The organism is Paucibacter aquatile (genome assembly GCF_002885975.1).
GTDB lineage: Bacteria > Pseudomonadota > Gammaproteobacteria > Burkholderiales > Burkholderiaceae_C > Paucibacter_A > Paucibacter_A aquatilis.
Window position 1 is genome coordinate 2,444,137 of record NZ_POSP01000003.1, and the last position, 19,899, is coordinate 2,464,035.

The following is a 19,899-nucleotide window of genomic DNA, read 5'->3' on the forward strand; positions in this document are numbered from 1 at the left end:
TGACTTCAAGGCAGGGGGTAGACGTAGCTGGCGCCCACGCCCAGGGGGAAGCCCAGGGCCCAGAAACCCAGCAGGAAGGCTGTCCAGCCGACCAGCAGGGCCAGCGAATAGGGCAGCATCAGCGCGATCAGGGTGCCGATGCCGGCGCCCTTCACATACTTCTGGCAAAACACCACGATCAAGGGGAAGTAAGGCATCAGGGGCGTGATGATGTTGGTGGAGCTGTCACCGACACGGTAGGCCGCTTGGGTCAGGTCGGGCGAGATGCCCAGCTGCATCAGCATCGGCACCATGATGGCGCCGATCAGCGCCCATTTGGCCGAGGCCGAACCAATCAGCAGATTGACCACGCTGGTCAGCAAGACCATACCGATCAGGGTCACGCCCGTGGGGAAGGCCATGTCCTTGAGCCAGCTGGCGCCCTTGATGGCCAGCAAGGCCCCCAGGTTCGACTGACCAAAGGCGTAGATGAACTGCGCGCAGAAGAAGGCCATGACGATGTAGTAGCCCATGCCGCTCATGGCCTTGCTCATGCCTTTGACGATGTCGGCATGGCTCTGGATGCTGCCCGAGGCATAACCGTAGACCACGCCCGGGATCAGGAAGAACACAAAGATCAGCGCGACGATGGATTTCATCAACGGGGCCGCGGCCGCCGCCAGCTCGCCTGCCGGGCTGCGCCAGGCCGAATCCGCCGGCAGCACCGCCGCCACGAACAGGCCCGCGGCCACCAGCGTGGCCAGGCCGGCCATCAGCAGGCCGCGTTTTTCCTTGGCGCTCAGGGGCTCGATCTTGGGCAGCTCGGCCGGGTCACCATCCACCGCCGTGCTCTTGCGCAGGCGCGGTTCGATCAGCAGATCGGTCACCGCCCAGCCCAGCAGCACGATCATCAGGGCCGAGGCGGAGGTGAAGTAGAAGTTGTTGAGCGGGTTGATGACGATGGCCGCCGCGCCCGGGTCAGCCGACAGACGGGCCGCCACCTGGGTCAGGCCGGCGAGCAAAGGGTCCAGGCTGGACGGGATGAAAAAGGTGGCCGAGAAGCCACCCGACACCCCGGCAAAAGCCGCCGAAATGCCGGCCAGGGGGTGGCGGCCGGCGGCATAGAACATCACCGCGCCGAGCGGGATGACCAGCACATAACCCGCATCCACCGCGACATGGCTGAGGATGCCCACCGCGATCAACACCGGCGTCAGCAAGGCGCGTGCAGTGACGGCCAGGATGGCCCGCAAGCCGGCGTTGATGAAGCCGGTGTGCTCCGCCACACCCAGGCCCAGCATGGCCACCAGCACCACACCCAGCGGCGCGAAGCCGGTGAAGTTGGTGACCAGGCCCGATGCAAAGGCGGCCAGGGCGGCACCCGAGAGCAGGTTCTTGATGGCGATGGGCTGCTGGCTGCGCGGGTCGATGTCGGTGAACTGCATGCTCGACATCCACCAGGACAGCAGCCAGACCAGCACCATCAGCAAGGCAAACAGAATGGCCGGATCGGGCAGCTTGTTGCCCAGACGCTCGACGGCATTGAGCGCGCGCGCCAGCGGCGACAAGGGAGGGTTGGCCGCAGTCGTGGGCGCTGCGGGCGGCGTGGGTGAGGTCATGATGTGGAGGGGCTCAAAGCCCTTGAGGTTCAAGACAAAAAGTCTGCCGGCCCGGCCAATCCGCCGGGCTGCAGTCGGCGGCGATCATGCCAGCAGATCGGCCCAGACGACCGCCTGTTTTTTCCAGCCGCGCGCATTGGGGTGGATCTCGTTCTTCCAATCGCCGCTGCTGCCGGTGCTGCCCGGCGCCGCAGGCTGCAGCAGGCCCGTGGTGGGCACGGCCGTCACGCCCGCATGCGCCTGGGCCCAACCCTGCACCACCGACTGAATGTCCTGGAACAAACCACGGGTGAGTGTGGGCCAGAGCGTGGGGTCGATCTGGTTTTTTACATAGGCCTGGTAGAGCCAGGGCCCGATCACGCCATCCAGCGCGGGCGCATTGCGCGCGGTGGGGGTGTCGTAGCCGTTCAGGAACATCGGCGTGTCGGCATTGAGCGGGCTGTCGCGCAGGGCCTGCACCATGGCGCTGAAATTGACGTCCAGGTAATGCCGCAGCAAGCTCAAGGCCTCGGGCCGGACGCAGGCATAGCCATCGCTGGGCAAGGGCTGGCCGGCCATGTCGCGCAGCAGGCCCTGGCCCGGGTTCGGGTCGCGTGCGGCATCGATGAAGTCATTGCCGCCGGCGCTGAAGAGCACGCCGTCAAAACGCTGCTGGCGCAGCCACCAGACGTAATCGCTCTGCATGGTCTGCTCGATGCGCTGCAGGGTCTGGCCCGAGGTGGAGATGTTGATGATCAGACAGCTCTGATCGCGCCGATTGAACTCTTGCACCAGGTAGTAGGGCAGCGAGCCCTGGGCCAAGGCGCTGGCGTCCATCCAGGAATCGCCCTCGGCCAGGTAGGTGCGTTGAAAAGGGCCTTTGCGATCGACGCGCTCGGGGTGGGCCAGGTACTGCGCGCCGCTGATGAGAACGGAACTCATGGATACGCCTCCTCGTCGGGCCGCAGGGGCCCAGTTTGTTCGGAGCGCACAGCCTCCAGCAAGCGCCATGGCGGCGCCAGACGGGCTTTCCCGAGGTCAGGTCAGCGAAGCGGCGCCCTCAGCCGCCGCTGAGGGCCAGCACCACGGCCACGAGATCCTCGGCCGCGAGAGCGTGCTGCAGATCGCGCACCCCCAGGCCGTTGACGAAGATGCGCATATTGGCGCGCAGCAGCCCCTGCTCATCCACCACCCGAAAGCGCAGGCCCGGGTGGCGCCGGTCGAGCGCATCGAAGAGCGAATCCAGCGTGCACAGGCCCTGAGCGTTCAGCGCCTCGGCCTGCGGCAGCTCGAACTGCAGCTGCGGCGCATAACTGCGCAGGGCGCCGGGCAGCATGAGCTTCATGCCGGATAGGCCGGATCGTCCAGCTCGGCCACCTCGACGGCGTAGATCTCGGGCAGATGGCGGGCGATGTTCTGCCACTTCGCACCCTCATCGCGGCCGATCCAGAGCTCGCCCCCGGTGGTGCCGAGGTAAAGCGCCGGTTTGGCCTGCGCATCCACCGTCATGGCCTGGCGCTTGATGGTCCACCAGGCCTGGCTCTCGGGCAGGCCTTCATCGAGGCGCTGCCAGGTCTTGCCGGCATTGCGGGTGATGTAGGCGGCGGGCTGGCCGCCCGGCGCGGTGCGCGGCCAGACGTCTTGCCCGTCCATGGGAAAGACCCAGGCCGTGTCCGGGTCGCGTGGGTGCACCACCATGGGAAAGCCGATATCGCCCACGCGCTTGGGCATCTTGCGGCCGATGCGCTGCCAGACATCGTCCTCGGCCCGGCCCGTGCGGTCCAGGCGGTAGATGCCGCAGTGGTTCTGCTGGTAGAGCCGATCCGGCTGCGTGGGGCAGATGCGCAAGCAATGCGGGTCGTGGAAGGTGATGGTGTTCGGATCAAAGCCGCCCACCACTTCCATGCCCTGGATCAAAGGGCTCCAGCTGGCGCCGCCGTCGCGCGACTCATGGACGCCGCCGCCCGACATGCCGAAGTAGAGATGCTGCGGGTCACGCGGATCGACGATCACCGAATGCAGCTTGGGGCCGTCCGGCGTGCCGTCCTGGGCCGAGCCCATCCATTCACGGAACTGCGCGCTGTCGTTGACTGCAGGCAGGGGCTGCCAGCGCTCACCGCCATCGTCCGAGCGGAACAGGCCTTGCGGCGAGGTGCCCACATACCAAGTTCCCGGCTCGCTGGCATGGCCCGGCGTCAGCCAGAAGCTGTGGTCCACCGAGCGGGCGGGCAGCGTGCTGCCGGCCGGCGGCGCGGCAAAGGCGGGCGGCTGGGTTGCCTCCTTCCAACTGCGCCCCAAATTGCTGGAGCGAAAAATCGTCGGGCCCAGATGCCCGGTCTTGGCCGCGGCCAGCAGGGTGCGGCCATCGCGCGGGTCCAGCACCAGATGGCTGATGGTGTGGCCCAGGAAATGCGGGCCGTCCACCGTCCAGCTGCGACGCTTGGCATCGCTGTGGAACAGCCAGGCGCCCTTGCGCGTGGCCACCAGCACGACGATGCGGCGCGCAGGGCTGCTGGAGGTCTTGCGCGTGGTCTGGCGACTTGATGCGGGGGCGCGGACGGTGCGACTGGGGCTCATGACGGGGTCTCCTTGACGCGGGGTGAATTGCGATGAATGGGGTGGGGCAGGCCGAGCAACCGAGCGGCCGACGCCGCAGCGTACTGAATGGAATGCACAACAGACACGACGAATGAGGGCCGCTTTCTTCGACAGGCCTCACACAAAAAGTTCAAGGCCAAGGCCGCGCCAACGGCCCCCCCTCGCGTCCACGGCCCGATTCTGTGCGCCGCCGACCTTCGCCGTCATGCGCGTTTGTGCCAGGGCAGCACCAGGCCAAAGCGCGGAGACTCGGGCCCGCCTACGCAGAGTTGATGAGCAGCAATCAAATCACGCGGCAGCGCCTTGTCGATTTTCCCCAGCCCGCTTCGTCGTCTAAGTTCAAGAGCCCCCTCACCTGTTCACCTGTTCACCTGTTCACCTGTTCACCTGTTCACCTGTTCACCTGTTCACCTGTTCACCTGTTCACCTGTTCACCTGTTCACCTGTTCACCCCTTCACCCCCGGAGCCCCTCCCCATGCCCCCGCACCTCAAACAGATCTTCATCAGCCTGCCGGTCCAGAACCTGCCCGCCTCGATCGCCTTCTACCAAGCCCTGGGCTTCGAGCTGAACCCCCAGTTCAGCGATGCCGAAGGCGCTTGCATGGTCTGGAGCGAGACCATCCACACCATGCTGCTCAGCCACAGCAAATGGCGCAGCTTCACCGAGCTGCCCCTGCCACCCGCCGGCACTGCCGGCCACATGCTCAACCTCTCGCTGCCCAGCCGCGAAGCCGTGGACGCCATGAACGAAGTGGCCCGAACCCAAGGCGGCCGCGCCGATGTGAACCCGGTGCAGGATCTGGGCTTCATGTATGCCCGCGACCTGGCGGATCCGGACGGGCATTTGTGGGGGGCGTTTTGGATGAATGCGGAAGGGGCGCCAGCAGCGGAGGACTGAAACAGGGGCCGAGTCGGGTTGCCCCAAAAAACGAAGCCGGGGCGAAATTTCCGTGCCTCAAGAACAAGATCAGCCGGTTGAATTGCCAAGGCAAGGCAGGGCCGCGAACAGCTGAGCCAATCCCATCATCACCCGCCGCAGGACATGGTGGGCAGGATGCTTCGCCCATCAGTTCAAGCAGAAGCTGGCGCGAGTCGGCGACCGGTCAGTGACGGCATTGGATGCGTTCGGTTGGCACTCTCGAAGACCTTGAGGCGCTGCATTCAGCCCTGCGGAGCGCAGCGGCAGCCTTCGACTTGCGCAACTCGACAGCCTGAGGCTGTCATTCACAAGTCGCAGGTTTTTGCGGCATCGTGACTGCGTGCCGCGCGTCATCCCCAGTCACTGGAACAGGCTGAGCATGAGCCATGTGCAAGCCGAGCACAAGAAGAGGAAAAAGCCGAGCTTGAAGGACATATACATGTCCTTGTTGAACTCAGCACGCAGCCAAGACAGCCAGTTGGGCTGAAACCAGAACCGGAGCGCATCAAGAAACTCTTGGCGCGAGCCAAAGATGGCTTTCCAAAACACGTAGTACATCGGTGCGCAAAGCAGCAGCGCGATAAGTCCTGGCTTGATGACTGCCTCCCTCAGAATCTCAGTGGCCGCAAAGCGTACACCACGGATGTCGCCGTGCCTTCGGGCTGGATCCATCTCGCTCTGTTCCGCGGGCAGGCCCGCGCCGGCCGCCAAGTTCACACGCGAGTCGAGCGCAGACCGGTCGACCTTGCCGCAAAGCTGGGCAGGCTGTCCTCGTTTCGTTTTTGCGCTGAGGCTGAGCCAGGGCCTGCATCGAATCTGGCACGGGCGCCACCCGTTTCATCAAGTTCGAGTGTGTGTCCCACGGAATCCAATAGCGTCTCGCTTCCTTGCGTTGCGGCGAGTTGAATCTGCCGTTCACCGCCATGGCCTGCGTGGCGGATCTCTCCGGAGGAAATGAAAAGGGGCCAAGCCGCAAAACCTGACCCCCTGTCACTGAGCCCGTTGCCTCTTACGGCGGGCCAGATCAAGACGTCAGACCGCGTCGCGATGGCGGCCCGGCGCGCGACGGCGGGCCACCACGCCGAGCAGGCCGGCCAGCATCAGCGCCCAGCTTTGGGGCTCGGGCACGGCGCTGACTTCAAAGGCCATGAACTGGGTGCTTTGGTTGGCGGCAAAGTTGTTGTCCACGGCCAGCACCAGGGTGCGGTTGCCGTTGTCCAGGGTCTTGCCCCAGCTGATGGCCTCGACGTTGTCGAGGGTGATGCCCTGGTACTGAATCGCCATTTCCAGGAGCACTTCGCGGCTCATGGGCGTGACGCCATTGGCGCCATTCAAGCTGACGATGCCGCTCACATCGGTGGCGCCGGTGGTGTCGGTCAGCACCAGGCGGATGGTGTTGCCCACGCCCGAGGCGAAAGCGCGCTCCACGGCCAGGAAACGGGTATCGGACAGGGCCAGCAGCTCCGGCAGGCCGTTGTCGGGGCCGAAGGGCGCGCCGGGCGCGGCATCCACGGGGATGGGGGGCAGTTGGTAGGCGTATTGCGCGCCGGACTGGCCGGTAAGCGGGTTCAGCGCGGTGACGCGCACCGTGCTGCCCTTGCTCAGCGAGGTGATGTTGCCATCCTGGATCAGTGCGTCTTCATTGGCCGTCCACACCGTGCCATTGGGTGCAACGGTGAGGGCCTCGAACAGCTTGTTGCTGCGGCCGCCCGTGGTGGCGTTGTCCACGTAATTGAACATGGCGGGCGTGTTGAACTCGCGCACAAAACTGCCGTCGGTCTTCATCTCGCGCACAAAGGGCTGGTAGCGCAGTTGGGGGTTGGCGTTCCAGTTGCCCTCGCTGGACCAGTAGAGGTTGCCATTGGGGGCCACGCGGATGCTTTCGGGGTCCACCGTGCGGGCGTTGGACGGGAAGGCGCTGCCATCGGGGCGCTTCATCGTGGTCTGGCTGTCAATGGTCACGGCCTTGAAGCCCGAGGCGTCGTAGTCCAGGTGCAGCTTGTAGAAGCGAGGCGTGCCGCGCTCACCGCCTCGGTCGTCCGAGATGGCGAAGTAGCTGCCATCGGCCGCGCGATCCAGCCCTGAAATGCCGCCGAACTCGACGCCTTGGAACTTTGTGCCCGTGGGCAGGGCGGTGCTGCCGATCAGGCGCAGCTGGAAGTCAGCCGCCTGGCAGCTGAACACGCTGCATGCCAAAGCCAGGGTAAGGAGCGCGCGGTGCTTCATGATGAGAGGGCTTTCCGAATGGTTTGAAGAAACTCGCCCAGCCTAGCGACCGCCGATGAAGGTTTGGCTGTGCCCCGTGAGTCGAACAGATCAGGGTGTCGGATTGCGCTGAAGCTTGAACTGCGGCTTCCATCAAATCCAGTACTTAGCGGTTGTTGTCCCATCCAGGCCAGAAGCCGTGTCTCGCCGAAGATTGAACTCGCGGCTTCTGGTCTCGTTGAAGTTTGAGTTCTTCGCTCAGCAACTCGGGTGGCATCGCAGGCTAGATCCAGGTAAACGCAGCCAATGAGACTTTGTCTTGCTACCTGCGCCGGAAGCCAAATCATTGCATCCGCGGGCGAGGGATCACCTTTACCGAGCAGGCCTGCACGCCTGTGACATCGACGCGCCCGCCCAGCACGACCAGTACCTCCCGTCGCCAAACTGCCTTACGCAGCGCATCGACGGCGTGGTCATACGCCTCGCCTGACTCTTGAAGCGAGCCCAAAGTCGCGATATTCAGTTACCGACATATCACCTCGAGGACGTCGGAAGGCGTGGCGCTGCATGCCGTCACACTGGCGGAAGCGTCGATATAGCTGACACCAAGTCGAGGTCTGTCCCCATCTGTCGCCTTGTATAGCCGACGCACGATCTCAGCGACGATGCTGCGACGCGTCTCGCCGTCTACCCGTCGGGGCCAAGCCTCGGAGGAAAATAAGCGTCCGGAATTTGCCGCCCCTTGCTCGGAAACACCGAAAACACCAGCTTGGCGTGCGGTAGCCGGTCAAACCAAGTGCGAGGCGCGATCTGCTTCGTGCGGTTCCGGTATGTTCATGTGCAAGTTCACCTCCGCGTCATCCTGAGCGGCGCCGGGCGGCAACGATAATGCGCGCCAAAACGTTTGCGGCGGGAGGCGCGCATGTTCAAGTGGGTCAACAATCTCCAGAGAGGTCAATCGGCCGATCTCCCCGAGGGCGTTTCATCAGCTTGGGCTGAGCGCCTTGAAGAGGTGCTGAAGCAATTGGGTGGAGACCTGTCCGGTCAAACGCTTCGCTTCGTTCTGCATGGCGAACCGCTTGCCGTGCTGCAGGCGCTCAAGTCAAGCGACAAGTCCAGTCAGCAGCTGGGGTTGACGAGTTACGGCGGCATCACGCCCAACAAGGTCTTCGATCTGTACGAACACTTCGAGCAGATTCCGCCGGCCGTTGGATTGCGATGGGCACGCGTGTTGGACGCAGCCTTGGATAGCACCCTCGGTCGCTGTCAGATGACGTTCGAGCAGGGCGTCCGCTGGCCTGAACTGCTGCTGATGCACAGCAGCGGACAAGGGCTCAACGTTTATGGCGGCACGCGTGCCAAGGCACGGGGGCTGACTGCAGCCAGCTTGGAGGCGCTGTGCATAGAGGACGGCCTCTCGCCCGCTGCATGGCTGCTGCCTGCATTCCAGATAGCCGGCAGCACGGGGTACTTTGCCGATCAACGGCCCTTGATGCTGACTGACTTGGCGGACTATCCGGAGGCCCTGCTGCGCCATGCTGCGGCGATCGCCCCCCTGCTTCTATCAGCCAACGTAAACGGAAGAGTGCATGGGCTCAAGATGCTCGAGCCGGCGCCTGTTGCCATGCTGGACCTGTGCTCGGCCCAGATCGCCGAGCTCGCCGCCAGCACCAGCAAGCAGGTCCGTGCGGCGGCTGAGCCGCTGCTGGCTCGCACCGGCGTACCGCTCATCGAGGCGCTCAAGCAGCTGGCGGTGACCAGCAAGCCCGAAACACGCCTGCAGGCGCTTCGAGTGCTCTCGACCCTGGCAGCGAAGCGCGAGGATGCCGCCTTGCTGTCATTCACGCGCGATACCGCTGCGGCCGACAAGGCGCCGGCCGTACAGGCCCTGATCACGGAATGGGCGCAGAACGATGCGACGCCCACTGAGGTCAGCTACGACTACACCGTGCCCGTCATCGACTGGCGCGCTGAAGTCAATGTCATTGCGCCGGAGGTCCAGAATGGGTTGTGGGCCGAAGCCAATGCCGCCATCGAAAAGGCCAATGCGCAGGCGCGCGAACATCACGCCCGCGGCAAGGCACAGGGCTACAACTGGCCCCTGCACGTCGACGAACCGTTCAAGGCCTCGGATGCTGAAGTACTGGAACGGCATCTCGCCCAGGATGGCCCGGTAACTGAAATGGCCACTGTTCCAGCGTTCGACCACAAGGTGCAGCGCTTCATCGGGCCGCTGCTGATCAAGCTGGCAGAGGCTGGCCACTTCACACCCGTGTCGCTGATCAAGACGCTGCGGGTGCTCCGCCTGATCGAACCTCAGGAGGGGGGCCACTCGCATCTCCTGATCGCCTGCGTGAACGGCCTGCACCGCGCAAGCGGGCGCCCCACGCTGCTGGAGCTGTCTCAGGTGCTCGAGGCTCACGGCTTCGGTGCTGAGCGCCTGCTGCGCACCTATTGCTCGCGCTGGGGTCAATCGCTGGCCGACAACTGGCCGGACACCGACGTCTGGCCCTTCATGGCCCATCACCAGGAACTGGTCATTCGGTTGCTCAGCGAAAACACGTCCAACGACTGGTACTTCTCGCGAGCCGCACTTTTCAAGGCCATCTCCTCGCTGCCGGTCCCACCTTCAACGCTGGTCAACACCTTGTTCGATCTCGCGTTGGGGTCGGCGAAGCTTGATCGCGCGCTTGCGCAGGAGGCACTCAATAGCCAGCCTGACAAGGAGACACGGATTGCGACCGCGCTGCAAAGCAGCAAGTCGGAAGTTCGTTTGCTGGCCGCGCAATGGCTCGGCCGGCTGCGTCACGAACCAGCGGTTGCAGCGCTCGAGAACGCCGTGCGCAAAGAGAAAAACGACCTCGCCAAGGGCGCCATGCTTGATGCGCTGCAACTGCTGGGGCGCCCGGTCGAGGCCTACCTGGACCGGGAGACACTGGCCAAGGACGCAGCCAAGTTCGTGGCCAAGGGTCTGCCCAAGGATCTGGATTGGTTTCCCTGGGCGGCACTGCCCGCTGTCCATTGGTCAGACACGCAAGCGGCCGTGGCGCCAGAGCTATTGCAGTGGCTGCTGGCCCAAGCCTGCAAGCAGAAGAGCCCTGAACCCAATGCGGTGATGCGCAAACTGTGCGGCCTGATGGTGCCACGCGACCGAGAAGCGCTGGGGCAATTCGTGCTCGAGACCTGGCTGGCTGAAGATGTGCGGCCGGGTACGCAGGAGGAGGCGCTCCAGCGTGCAAGAGGCCTGGCGCAGCAACACTGGAACAGCATCCAGGCGTACCCGCAGTACTACCAGGGCGACCCCATGGCACAGATGAGCGTCGACGAGATTGCCGCGCAATTCCTACCAGGCTTCCTGCGCCAGCCACTGGCATCGGCGATCGGCAGCAAGGGCCTGCTCGCGGTAGCGGCGGCCTGCTGCGCCGAGCGCGCCGCGCCGCCGGTGCAGCGCTACCTGAAGGAGTGGTACGGCACCCGCGCAGCCCAGGGCAAGGCGCTGATTGCGATGCTTGCATGGATCGAACACCCCAGCGCGACGCAATTGATGCTGTCAGTCGGCAGCCGATTCCGTACCAAGAGCTTCCAGGAAGAAGCGACCAAGCAGGCCGAGGCCCTGGCCGAGCGCAAGGGGTGGACCCTCGCCGAGCTCGCCGACCGGACCATTCCCTCCGCCGGCTTCGACGAGACCGGCACGCTGACGTTGAGCTACGGCCCGCGCGAGTTCTCGGTCAAGTTGCTGCCGGACTTCAGGGTCGAGCTCTTCAACCCCGACGGCAAGAAGATCACAGCTCTGCCCGAGCCCCGCCAGGAGGATGACGCCGCTCTGGCCAAGGATGCGAAAAAGACGCTGAGTGCCGCGAAGAAGGAGCTCAAGAGCATCGTTGACCTACAGACCGACCGCCTCTACGAAGCCCTGTGCACCGCCCGCGACTGGCCGGCAGCCGACTGGCGCGACTACCTGCTGCAGCATCCCGTGCTACGCCACATCGTGCAGCGCCTGGTCTGGATCGAGACGCTGGAAGACGGCTGCACCCAAGTCTTCCGCCCGCTGGACGACGGCAGCCTGACCGACGTCAACGACGACCCGGTCGAGCTGCGCGACGACGCGCGCGTGCGGCTCGCGCACGACTCCCTACTGGCGACCGACACGGTCGCCGCCTGGCAGCAGCACTTGGCTGACTACGCGGTCAAGCCATTGTTCCAACAGTTCGGCAAGGGCGGCTATGCGCTGCCGGCCGACCAGTCCGGCGCTCAGCAGGTGCTCGACTTCCGTGGTCACCTGATCGAGGCATTTGCGCTGCGTGGCCGCGCGACCAAGCTCGGCTACTCGCGCGGCAGCACCGAGGACGGTGGCTGGTTCTTCACCTACGAGAAGCGCTTCCCGACCCTCGGTCTGCAGGCCGTCATTGAGTTCAGCGGCAACGGCCTGCCGGAGGAGAACCGCACGGTGGCCCTGCATCATCTGTCCTTCGCAGCCACGGGCAGTGACCGCTGGTCGCGCGCCGCCCAAGGGCTGGGCAAGGTGCCCCAGGTGCTGCTGTCCGAGTGCTACGACGACCTGCGCCAGATCGCTGCCGAAGGCTCGGGCTTCGACCCCGAGTGGGAGAAGAAGAGTGCCTACTGAAGCCATCCTGCGGGAGCCCGCCGAGCGGGTGCATGCCGAGGAACTTGCCCGCCTCGCCGAGAAGGACGACGCCCCCCGCCCGGCCGGCTGGCAGCTCTCGCCGCGCGCCGTGCGGCGCTTCGTGCTGGGCGACGACAAGCTCGGCATCATTCGCAAGTTCTACGGTGACGATGCACTGATCGACCGCTGCATCGTCACGCTGATGAGCGACCGCGGCCTGCTGCTCGTCGGCGAGCCGGGCACGGCCAAGTCGATGCTGTCGGAGCTGCTCGCGGCGGCCGTCTCGGGGCGCTCCACTTGCAGCATCCAGGGCACGGCCGGCACGACCGAGGACCAGATCAAGTACGGCTGGAACTACGCGCTGCTGCTGGCCGAAGGCCCCACGCCGCGTGCGCTGGTGAGCGGCCCGATGGTGCAGGCGCTGCGAGCCGGCTGGCTGTGCCGCTTCGAGGAAGTGACCCGGGTGCAGCCCGAGATCCAGGACAGCCTGATCAGCCTGCTGTCCGACAAGCTGCTCCACATCCCCGAACTCAGCGGCCCAGAGTCCACCGTCTTCGCCGCCCGAGGCTTCAACGTGCTGGCCACGGCCAATATTCGCGACCGCGGCGTGCACGAGATGTCCAGCGCGCTCAAGCGCCGCTTCAACTTCGAGACCGTGCGCCCCATCAGCGACCGCAAGCTGGAGATTCAGCTCATCCGCGAGCGCACCGAGGCGCTGCTGAGGCATGCGCAGATCGAGGTTGAGTTCCGCCCGGATGTCGTCGAGCTGCTTGTCACCGCCTTCCACGACCTGCGCCACGGCGTGACGAGCGAGGGGGTGGTCGTCGAGAAGCCCACGGCCGTCATGTCGTCGGCTGAGGCCGTCTCCGTCGGCTATGCGGCCTGCCTGGACGCGCACTACTTCGGCAACGGCAGCGTCGGCGGCGAGCATGTGGCGCGCCAGCTCATCGGCACCGTGCTGAAGGACAACCCCGACGACGGCAAGAAGCTGCGGCACTACTTCGACGTCGTCGTGAAACAGCGCGCCCAGAAGCTGGTCGGGGCATCGCAGTGGAAGCGTGTGCTCGATGCCCGACGCGAGCTGGACCGCTGACGCGCCCGACGCCGCCGCGCTGCGCGCGCTGGCCGCGCAACTGATGACGCCGGAGCTGATCGTCTTCCCGGTGCGCCACCACAGCCCCGCCTGCGCCTGGCAGCTGCGGCAACTGCTGGCCGCCACGCCGGTGTCGGCTGTGCTGGTGGAAGGGCCGCGCAGCTTCACGCGGCTGATCCCGCAGCTCACGCACGCGCAGGCCCGCATGCCACTGGCGGTCTACGGCTACTGCGTGTTCAAGGCGCAGGGCGATCGGCCGGCGCGCCGCTATGCGGCCTACTACCCGTTCTGCGACCACTCACCCGAGCTGGTCGCATTGCGCCACGCGGCGGTGCACGGCCTGCCCGCCCGCTTCATCGACCTCGACGTCGCCGAGCAGGCGAGCCAGGACCCGCAAGACCTCGACGATGAGCTGGCCCGCACGGGGCTCGATGAACGGCATCTGCAGCGCAGCCAGTACCTGGGCCACCTCGCTCGCCGGCTCGGGTGCCGCGACCACGAGGAGCTCTGGGAGCACCTGTTCGAGGCGCCGGCGCTGACGCGCAGCCTGCCCGAGCACATGTCCGACCTCGTGGCCTACTGCCAGCTCTCGCGCAGCGAGCACACCGACGACGAACTGCGCGCCGACGGCACGCTCGCCCGCGAGGCCGAGATGGCCGCCGCGATCGGCGAGGCGCTGGCCGAGCGGGCCGCCGGCGCCGGCCCGGTGCTGGCGGTCGTGGGCGGTTTCCATGCGGTCGTACTGCCGGCGCTGGTGGCGGCCGGCACCCTGCGGCCGGTGGTGAAGACGGCGGCCATCGACGATCAGGCATCGGCCCTCATCCGCTATGGCCAGGAGCGGCTCGACCGGCTCAACGGCTACGGCGCGGGCATGACCTCGCCTGCCTGGCACCAGGGCCTGTGGGAGCGCATGCTCCAGCGCGACAAGGCCGGCGTGGCGGTCGGCGCACGGCTGCGCCAAGAGCAGACGCTCGCGCTGCTGTTCGACATCGCCGCCGAGCTGCGCGAGAAGCACCGGCTGCCTCTGCCCATGCCCACGCTGGCCGCGGCCTACGAGCAGGCCCTGCGCCTGGCTGCGCTGCGTGGGCGCGACGCGCCCTTGCGCGAGGACCTGCTGGACGCCGTGACCAGCTGCTTTGTCAAGGGCGAGCTGGACGCCGAAGGCGCGCTGGTGTTGGCCGTCACGCGCCGCCGCCTGGGCGGGCAGGCGGTCGGCCAAGTACCGCCCGGCACCGACAGGCCGCCGCTGCTGCGCGACTTCGAAGCCCGAGCCCGCCGCCAGCGCTTGAAGATCGACGACCCCCAGCCGCGCCGGCTCGTGCTGGACCTCTACCGCCGCCCGGACCATCGCCTCACCAGCCGCCTGCTGCACGGCGTGAGCCTGCTGGGCGTGCCGCTGGCCACGCGCGTGGCCGGGCCGGACTTCGTCAACCGCCTGGGCCTGGGCAAGCTGCAGGAGCAGTGGGAGTACAGCTACTCGGCCAGCACCGAAGCCGCCCTCGTCGAAGCTTCGGTCTACGGCACGACGCTGCCGCTGGCCGTGGCGCAGCGCTTCGAGGCGCGGCTGCAGCGCCTCGTCGACGGTGAGGAACCGCGCGATGCCGGGGCGGCCGCGGCCTTGCTGGTGCAGGCCTGCGTGCTGGGCCTGCACGACCACGTTCGGCGCGTCATGGCAACGCTGGTGCAGGTCGTTGCGGAGGACGCGACCTTCGAGTCCGTCGCCACGGCCTGCGGCGTGCTGGGGCTGCTCTGGGAGTCGCGCGAGCCGCTGGAGGCCCGCGCCCTGACCGAGGTGCCGGCGCTGCTGCAGTCGAGCTACCAGCGTGCCCTGTTCCTCGGCCGCAGCCTGCAGGGCGCGGCGGGCGACGGCAGCGGGCTCATCGAGGCGATGTCGCGGCTGCGCGAACTGCTGACCAGTGCGGCCGGCGAGACGCTGGACGCCAGCCTCTTCTGGGACCTGCTCGACCACCTGCAGTCGCACCACGACCTCGCCCTCATCCGCGGTGCGGCCGCCGGCCTACGGCATGGGGGCGGGCGGCTCGACGACACCGCGCTGCAGGCGCTGCTGGCGGGGCATCTGCAGGGCGGCGTCACGCCGGCCGAGGCCGTGGCCTTCCTGCGCGGCCTCCTCAGCACGGCGCGCGAGGCGGCCTGGCAGCAGCCGCGCCTGCTCGACACCCTCGACGCCCGCCTGCGCGAATGGGACGAGTCGGCCTTCGTCGCCGTGCTGCCCGAGCTGCGGCTGGCCTTCGCCGAGATGACGCCGAAGGAAACCGATCGCATCGCGCAGGCAGTGGCCGGCCTGCACGGCCAGGGCGACCTCGGCCGCCTGGTTCGCCATGACCTCGATGCCGCCGAGGTGCAGGCCCACCTGGCCCGCTCGGCGCAGCTGCTCGAGCGCCTGCGGGCCGACGGGCTGGAAGGATGGCTGCAGGCATGAGCACCTTGAACCGCTGGCGCCTCGTGCTCGGTCGGTATGCCGAGCAGCCCCTGAGCCCACAGGGCCTGCAGGGTCAGGACAAGCGCCGCGACCAGGCGCTGGACCAGCTCTACGGCCGCGAGTACCAGGGCCGCGGCCTGCGCGAGGACCGCGAGCGCAGACCCGGTTCGCTCGACGCCTCGCAGCCCAACCTCGTCACGTGGCTGGGCGAGGTGCGGGAGCTGTTCCCGCGGGACACGGTCGAGATCATCGAGAAGCATGCGCTGGACCGCTACGGTCTCACGCAACTCGTCACCGACCCGCAGACGCTCGAGCGCCTGGAGCCCAACCAGCAGCTGCTGCGCACGCTGCTCACGCTGCGCGGGCACCTGCATGGCGACGTGCTGCATCTGGCCAAGCGCATCATTCGCCAGGTGGTGGAGGAGCTGCGGCGCCAGCTCGAAGCCGAAGTCCGCCAAGCGCTGTCGGGACGGCTGAACCGCCACCGCCACTCGCCGATGGCCGTGACGCAGAACTTCGACGCGCGCGGCACCGTGCGCGCCAACCTCAAGCACTACGACGCCGAGCGCGCACGCCTCGTCGTCGAGCAGATCAAGTTCTTCAAACGCAACAGCCGCCGCCTGCCCTGGGACATCATCCTGTGCGTCGACCAGAGCGGCAGCATGGTCGACTCCGTCATCCACAGCGCGGTGATGGCCGGCATCTTCGCAGCGCTGCCGGCCTTCCGCGTGAAGCTGGTGCTGTTCGACACCAGCATCGTCGACCTCAGCGAGCATGTCGACGACCCCGTCGAGGTGCTGATGCAGGCCCAGCTCGGCGGTGGCACCGACATCGGCAAGGCGGTGCGCTACTGCAGCCAGCTCGTGGAGGTGCCGCACCGCACGGTGCTCGTGCTCGTCACCGACTTCTGCGAAGGCGCGGCGCCGTCCGAGCTGGTGCGGGCCGTGCGCCAGCTGGCCGAGACGCGCGTGCGCATGCTGGGCCTGGCGGCGCTGGACGGCAACGCCCATCCCGTCTACGACCGGCAGATGGCCGAGCGCCTGGCGGCCTGCGGCATGGAGATCGCCGCGCTGACGCCGCAGCGGTTGGCGCAATGGCTGGTGAAGGTCATCTCATGAGCGGCCTGCTCGCCCAGCTCCAGGAACAGCTCGCCCGCTTCGACGACGAGGGCTTTGCCGCGCTCGCCAACCGGGGCCTGCTGCGCCGCGCCCAGAAGGACCTGGAGCGGCTGGCGGTCGAGATCGCGCAGCAGAGCGACACCGAGGTGGTCGTCACGGTGGGCGAGCAGCGCATCCGCTTCGATGCGCGCGGCCCGGCGCAGGCGAGCTGCGACTGCCCGGCGACCGGCGTTTGCCAGCACATCCTGGCCGCCGCCATCGGCCTGAAGCAGCGGGCCGGCGAGGCGAGCGCGCCCGCTGCCGCGCCCGCCGAGGACCCGCTCGAGCTCCTGCGCGCGAGCCTGCTCGCCATCCCGACGGCCGAGCTCGTCATGCACGCGGGCAAGGCCGGATACCGCTGGGCCTGGCAGTACCTGCACGACCTCGGCGACCGCGGGGCGCTGCAGGTCACGGGCGACAAGCACCTCGTGCTGGCGCTGCAGCGCCCGCGGCTGACGCTGCGCTACATGGGCGGTGGCATGGCCAATCTGATCGCCGACGTCGAGCTGCCGCAGTTGGAGAAGTACCGCGTCGCGGCGGTGCTGGCTCTGCGCCGTGCACTCGGGCAGGACCTGGCGCCCCCCGAGCCCGCCGCTGCGCCGCGCACGCAGGCGCTCGACCTCGGGGCGGACCATCAGCTCGTCGGCAGCAGCGCGGCGGCGCTGGAGAACTCGCGGCAGCGCATGCGGGCGAGCGCGCGGCGGCTCTTCGGCGAGTCGATCGAGCTGGGTCTGGCGCATCTGTCGAGCGGCATGCACGAGCGCTACACCACGCTCGCTGTTTGGGCACAGGGGACCGATTACCCCCGCCTGGCGCTACAGCTGCGGCGCATTGCCGACCACATCGAGCTGCTGCTGGACCGCGCGGGCGGCGCGGACGAGCACCGGCTGCTGGATGAGATCACGCTGGCCAACGCCCTGGTCGACGCCCTGGAGGCGGCCGCCGCCAAGGGCCTGGCGCCGACGGAGCTGCTCGGCCGTGCGCGCACGCGCTACGACAAGACCGGGGCGATGGAGGTGCTGGGCCTCGGGGCCCGGCCGTGGCGCTCGGCCAGCGGCTATGTGGGCTTGACGATGCTCTTCTGGTCGCCGCGCGACGGCTTCATGTCCAGCACGGACGCCAGGCCGGAAGCGCTGCGCGGCTTCGACCCGATCGCCCGCTATAAAGCACCCGGCCCCTGGAGCGGGCTCGGTTCGCCGCAGCGCGCCACTGGTCAGCGCCTGTCGCTGATCGGCGCGCACCTCAACGAAGCCATGCGCCTATCGGCGCGCGACACCACCGTCGCCACGGTCCTGCACGCCGACGCGGCGGCCTGGTCCGCCAGCCGGCTCCAGCCCTGGACCCGCTGGGCCGACCTCATCGCCTCCCGTGAAGCGCAGTGCAGTCCGCTGTCGCGCCCGGCGCCGATGCAGGACTGGGTGTTCCTTCAACCCAGCCGCATTGGCCCCTACCGCTTCGACGACTCGCGTCAGACGCTCGTCTGGCCGCTGTGGGACGCCGACGGCGCTGCGCTGATGGCCGAGCTGCGCTTCGATCGCTTTACCGAACACGCGATGGAGCGCATCGAAGCGTTACCGGCCGGCGCAGTGACCGGCGACCTGATGGTGGTCGCGCAATTACAGCAGCTTGGGGACGCCGTGGTGGTTGAACCTTTGAGCCTGATCCGCCCGCAAGAGACGGCGCCGGTTGACGCCCTTTTCTTCGACGCCAACCTTACCTCTGGCAGCCTGATCCCTCGATGGCGGCAGGCTTGGTCGGTACGCGGCGCTGCACCGGCACCCGTGGTGGCAGCGGTGACGGAGACAACAGCTCTTGCCGCGGTGCGGAGAGCCCTTCAACAACTCGCCGAGCGCGGCTTGCCCGCCGACAGTCCCGGCAACTGGCCGGCGCAACGGCAGCGGCTGCTCGACCAGGCAGAAGTTGCTGGCCTAACCGCATTCGCTGCCCTCAAACCAGTCGACCGCGGCGGCCACGCTCTGCTCCGGATGAACTATCTGCGGCTGACTTACGAGACCCTTTCGGGGCGCGTGGCTGACCCGCTGGAATGACGCTGCCGGAGATAGCTCACGCGCCTTGTCGGCGACAAATCATTCAGGGTTCACACAAACCCGCCTGCCCTCACCAGCCTTCTCTGTCTGGATGTCAACGGACACCTCACCCTTCTAGGCGGCGCAAGCACTCAAACCCACAGCTGATCGAGTTCCAATTTCAGCGCAAATAGTCCGAACTTCAGCGCAAACCGACACCGACACCGACATACAGAAAGGCTCCGGCCACCCCTGTCGGTTTGCGCAGAACCCAAAACTGAAAACCGGCGCTGATCAACCACTTGGCGCTCAGCTAGTCAGCGGTCTTTGAACCCGTGTCTCACTCAAGTCTGAACTTTCGGCCTTTTGTTTCACTCAAACTTGAACTTTCCGAACCGCCGCCGACGCCTCCGCGCCGCCACAGCAGCGACGTTGCTCATCTGCTGACTGGCGCCACAAGCCTTGCGCTAGTGCCAACCACGTTGGCAGGCACGGTGATGACATCGTCGCCCGCCAGCATGGCCAGCCATCTCGAGTTGCCGGCGACAATCACACCCGCGAGATCCACGACCTTTTCCTTGCCGTCCAATCCCTTCGTCTCATAGCGCACAACGACGCACCCGAGTGGCCGCTTTTCCGCCGCGACGTTGCAGGCGCTGCGCTTTGCCAAGACAGCCTGTGCATCCTTCTGTCCAGCGATCTGTGCAACATACGGCAGCAACAGGAGAATGGCTGCCACCATCAGCAAGACACGAGGCAGCAGGTACACCACAAGCGCGAGGTAGATGCCAGCACCAACGCTCAGCACGGTAGCGCTGGGCGTCCATTTGGGCTTCGCGCTGCTTGAGGGGCTGCCCTTCGGCTTGCGTAACTTCTGCCAGAGAAATGCAGTGAGCGCCAAAGCAGAGATCGCTGCGATGACCCAAACGCCAGGGTGGTCCGTGAGAGGAATGAGGAAGTTCGCCAACAGAGACATCATGACGCGATGAAGGGTCGCCGGCGTGTCGGCCGCTTCAACGGGGAAATAGGTAGTCGGAACGTTGAGCGTCTCAAGATAGCCTTGCGTGTAATACGACGGAAACAGCGCCCAGATACCGGCAAGTACGCCAGCGACTCCAGCCAAGAACTTGATGGAGCTGAACGCCCCCAGCAAGGACGCCTCTCTCGATGGCACTGAGGCCGTCGCACGTTCAGCCTTATGCTCCGCCGCACTGGAGTCGCCGGCAATCGTCTCGTTCATCCGGTCCTCCTTGACGTC

13 protein-coding genes are annotated in these 19,899 nt (G+C 66.7%); 6 read left to right on the forward strand and 7 right to left on the reverse strand.

The features are described from left to right. Nucleotides 1–5 precede the first annotated feature (5 nt). The 4 genes from C1O66_RS13685 to C1O66_RS13700 all read right to left on the reverse strand — a co-directional run bounded on the left by C1O66_RS13685 (nucleotide 6) and on the right by C1O66_RS13700 (nucleotide 4,154). Nucleotides 6–1,598: an AbgT family transporter gene (locus tag C1O66_RS13685; protein WP_102769644.1), complete on the reverse strand. Its 1,593-nt coding sequence runs from the start codon at nucleotides 1,596–1,598 to the stop codon at nucleotides 6–8. Between the two features lie 84 nt (nucleotides 1,599–1,682). Further along, nucleotides 1,683–2,519, reverse strand: a complete 837-nt coding sequence (locus tag C1O66_RS13690) for a GDSL-type esterase/lipase family protein (RefSeq protein ID WP_102768387.1) — start codon at nucleotides 2,517–2,519, stop codon at nucleotides 1,683–1,685. A gap of 118 nt (nucleotides 2,520–2,637) precedes the next feature. After that, complete coding sequence (locus C1O66_RS13695; RefSeq protein WP_102768388.1) at nucleotides 2,638–2,922, reverse strand: MoaD/ThiS family protein; 285 nt, start codon at nucleotides 2,920–2,922, stop codon at nucleotides 2,638–2,640. Beyond that, complete coding sequence (locus tag C1O66_RS13700) at nucleotides 2,919–4,154, reverse strand: beta propeller repeat protein (protein ID WP_243392795.1); 1,236 nt, start codon at nucleotides 4,152–4,154, stop codon at nucleotides 2,919–2,921. Before C1O66_RS13700 ends, C1O66_RS13695 begins: the two co-directional genes overlap by 4 nt. Nucleotides 4,155–4,651: 497 nt before the next feature. Between C1O66_RS13700 and C1O66_RS13705 the strand changes: the two genes are divergently transcribed. After that, nucleotides 4,652–5,074 carry a VOC family protein gene (locus tag C1O66_RS13705; protein WP_102768389.1) on the forward strand — a complete coding sequence of 141 codons (423 nt, stop codon included), beginning with the start codon at nucleotides 4,652–4,654 and terminating at the stop codon, nucleotides 5,072–5,074. 381 nt (nucleotides 5,075–5,455) lie between these two features. Here C1O66_RS13705 and C1O66_RS13710 read toward each other — a convergent pair whose 3' ends face one another. Both C1O66_RS13710 and C1O66_RS13715 read right to left on the reverse strand, forming a co-directional pair. After that, nucleotides 5,456–5,812: a hypothetical protein gene (locus C1O66_RS13710; RefSeq protein WP_102768390.1), complete on the reverse strand. Its 357-nt coding sequence runs from the start codon at nucleotides 5,810–5,812 to the stop codon at nucleotides 5,456–5,458. A 315-nt stretch (nucleotides 5,813–6,127) separates the two neighbouring features. After that, nucleotides 6,128–7,321 carry an esterase-like activity of phytase family protein gene (locus C1O66_RS13715; RefSeq protein ID WP_102768391.1) on the reverse strand — a complete coding sequence of 398 codons (1,194 nt, stop codon included), beginning with the start codon at nucleotides 7,319–7,321 and terminating at the stop codon, nucleotides 6,128–6,130. Between the two features lie 901 nt (nucleotides 7,322–8,222). On the opposite strand from C1O66_RS13715, the gene C1O66_RS13720 reads away from it, so the two are divergent. The 5 genes from C1O66_RS13720 to C1O66_RS13740 are packed head-to-tail and all read left to right on the forward strand — an operon-like array spanning nucleotide 8,223 to nucleotide 18,662. Then, complete coding sequence (locus C1O66_RS13720; RefSeq protein ID WP_102768392.1) at nucleotides 8,223–11,924, forward strand: DUF4132 domain-containing protein; 3,702 nt, start codon at nucleotides 8,223–8,225, stop codon at nucleotides 11,922–11,924. Beyond that, nucleotides 11,914–13,017 (forward strand): ATP-binding protein, encoded by a 1,104-nt coding sequence (locus tag C1O66_RS13725; RefSeq protein WP_102768393.1) that lies wholly within the window; start codon nucleotides 11,914–11,916, stop codon nucleotides 13,015–13,017. The genes C1O66_RS13720 and C1O66_RS13725 overlap by 11 nt, the downstream gene beginning before the upstream one ends. Next, nucleotides 12,992–15,457, forward strand: a complete 2,466-nt coding sequence (locus C1O66_RS13730; protein ID WP_102768394.1) for a DUF5682 family protein — start codon at nucleotides 12,992–12,994, stop codon at nucleotides 15,455–15,457. Before C1O66_RS13725 ends, C1O66_RS13730 begins: the two co-directional genes overlap by 26 nt. Next, entirely contained in the window at nucleotides 15,454–16,575 is a 1,122-nt protein-coding gene (locus C1O66_RS13735) for a VWA domain-containing protein (RefSeq protein WP_102768395.1), read from the forward strand. Before C1O66_RS13730 ends, C1O66_RS13735 begins: the two co-directional genes overlap by 4 nt. Then, on the forward strand, nucleotides 16,572–18,662 hold the full coding sequence (locus tag C1O66_RS13740) for a hypothetical protein (RefSeq protein WP_102768396.1): 2,091 nt from the start codon (nucleotides 16,572–16,574) through the stop codon (nucleotides 18,660–18,662). Before C1O66_RS13735 ends, C1O66_RS13740 begins: the two co-directional genes overlap by 4 nt. Before the next feature lie 415 nt (nucleotides 18,663–19,077). Here C1O66_RS13740 and C1O66_RS13745 read toward each other — a convergent pair whose 3' ends face one another. Beyond that, complete coding sequence (locus C1O66_RS13745) at nucleotides 19,078–19,881, reverse strand: hypothetical protein (protein ID WP_102768397.1); 804 nt, start codon at nucleotides 19,879–19,881, stop codon at nucleotides 19,078–19,080. Nucleotides 19,882–19,899: the final 18 nt, after the last annotated feature.

Bases quoted from the DNA above. Each gene is read 5' to 3' on its own strand.
- C1O66_RS13745 (WP_102768397.1), bottom strand. From the start codon at position 19,881: ATGAACGAGACGATTGCCGGCGACTCCAGTGCGGCGGAGCATAAGGCT.
- C1O66_RS13705 (WP_102768389.1), top strand. From the start codon at position 4,652: ATGCCCCCGCACCTCAAACAGATCTTCATCAGCCTGCCGGTCCAGAAC.
- C1O66_RS13740 (WP_102768396.1), top strand. From the start codon at position 16,572: ATGAGCGGCCTGCTCGCCCAGCTCCAGGAACAGCTCGCCCGCTTCGAC.
- C1O66_RS13735 (WP_102768395.1), top strand. From the start codon at position 15,454: ATGAGCACCTTGAACCGCTGGCGCCTCGTGCTCGGTCGGTATGCCGAG.
- C1O66_RS13690 (WP_102768387.1), bottom strand. From the start codon at position 2,519: ATGAGTTCCGTTCTCATCAGCGGCGCGCAGTACCTGGCCCACCCCGAG.
- C1O66_RS13715 (WP_102768391.1), bottom strand. From the start codon at position 7,321: ATGAAGCACCGCGCGCTCCTTACCCTGGCTTTGGCATGCAGCGTGTTC.
- C1O66_RS13685 (WP_102769644.1), bottom strand. From the start codon at position 1,598: ATGACCTCACCCACGCCGCCCGCAGCGCCCACGACTGCGGCCAACCCT.
- C1O66_RS13700 (WP_243392795.1), bottom strand. From the start codon at position 4,154: ATGAGCCCCAGTCGCACCGTCCGCGCCCCCGCATCAAGTCGCCAGACC.
- C1O66_RS13720 (WP_102768392.1), top strand. From the start codon at position 8,223: ATGTTCAAGTGGGTCAACAATCTCCAGAGAGGTCAATCGGCCGATCTC.
- C1O66_RS13695 (WP_102768388.1), bottom strand. From the start codon at position 2,922: ATGAAGCTCATGCTGCCCGGCGCCCTGCGCAGTTATGCGCCGCAGCTG.
- C1O66_RS13730 (WP_102768394.1), top strand. From the start codon at position 12,992: ATGCCCGACGCGAGCTGGACCGCTGACGCGCCCGACGCCGCCGCGCTG.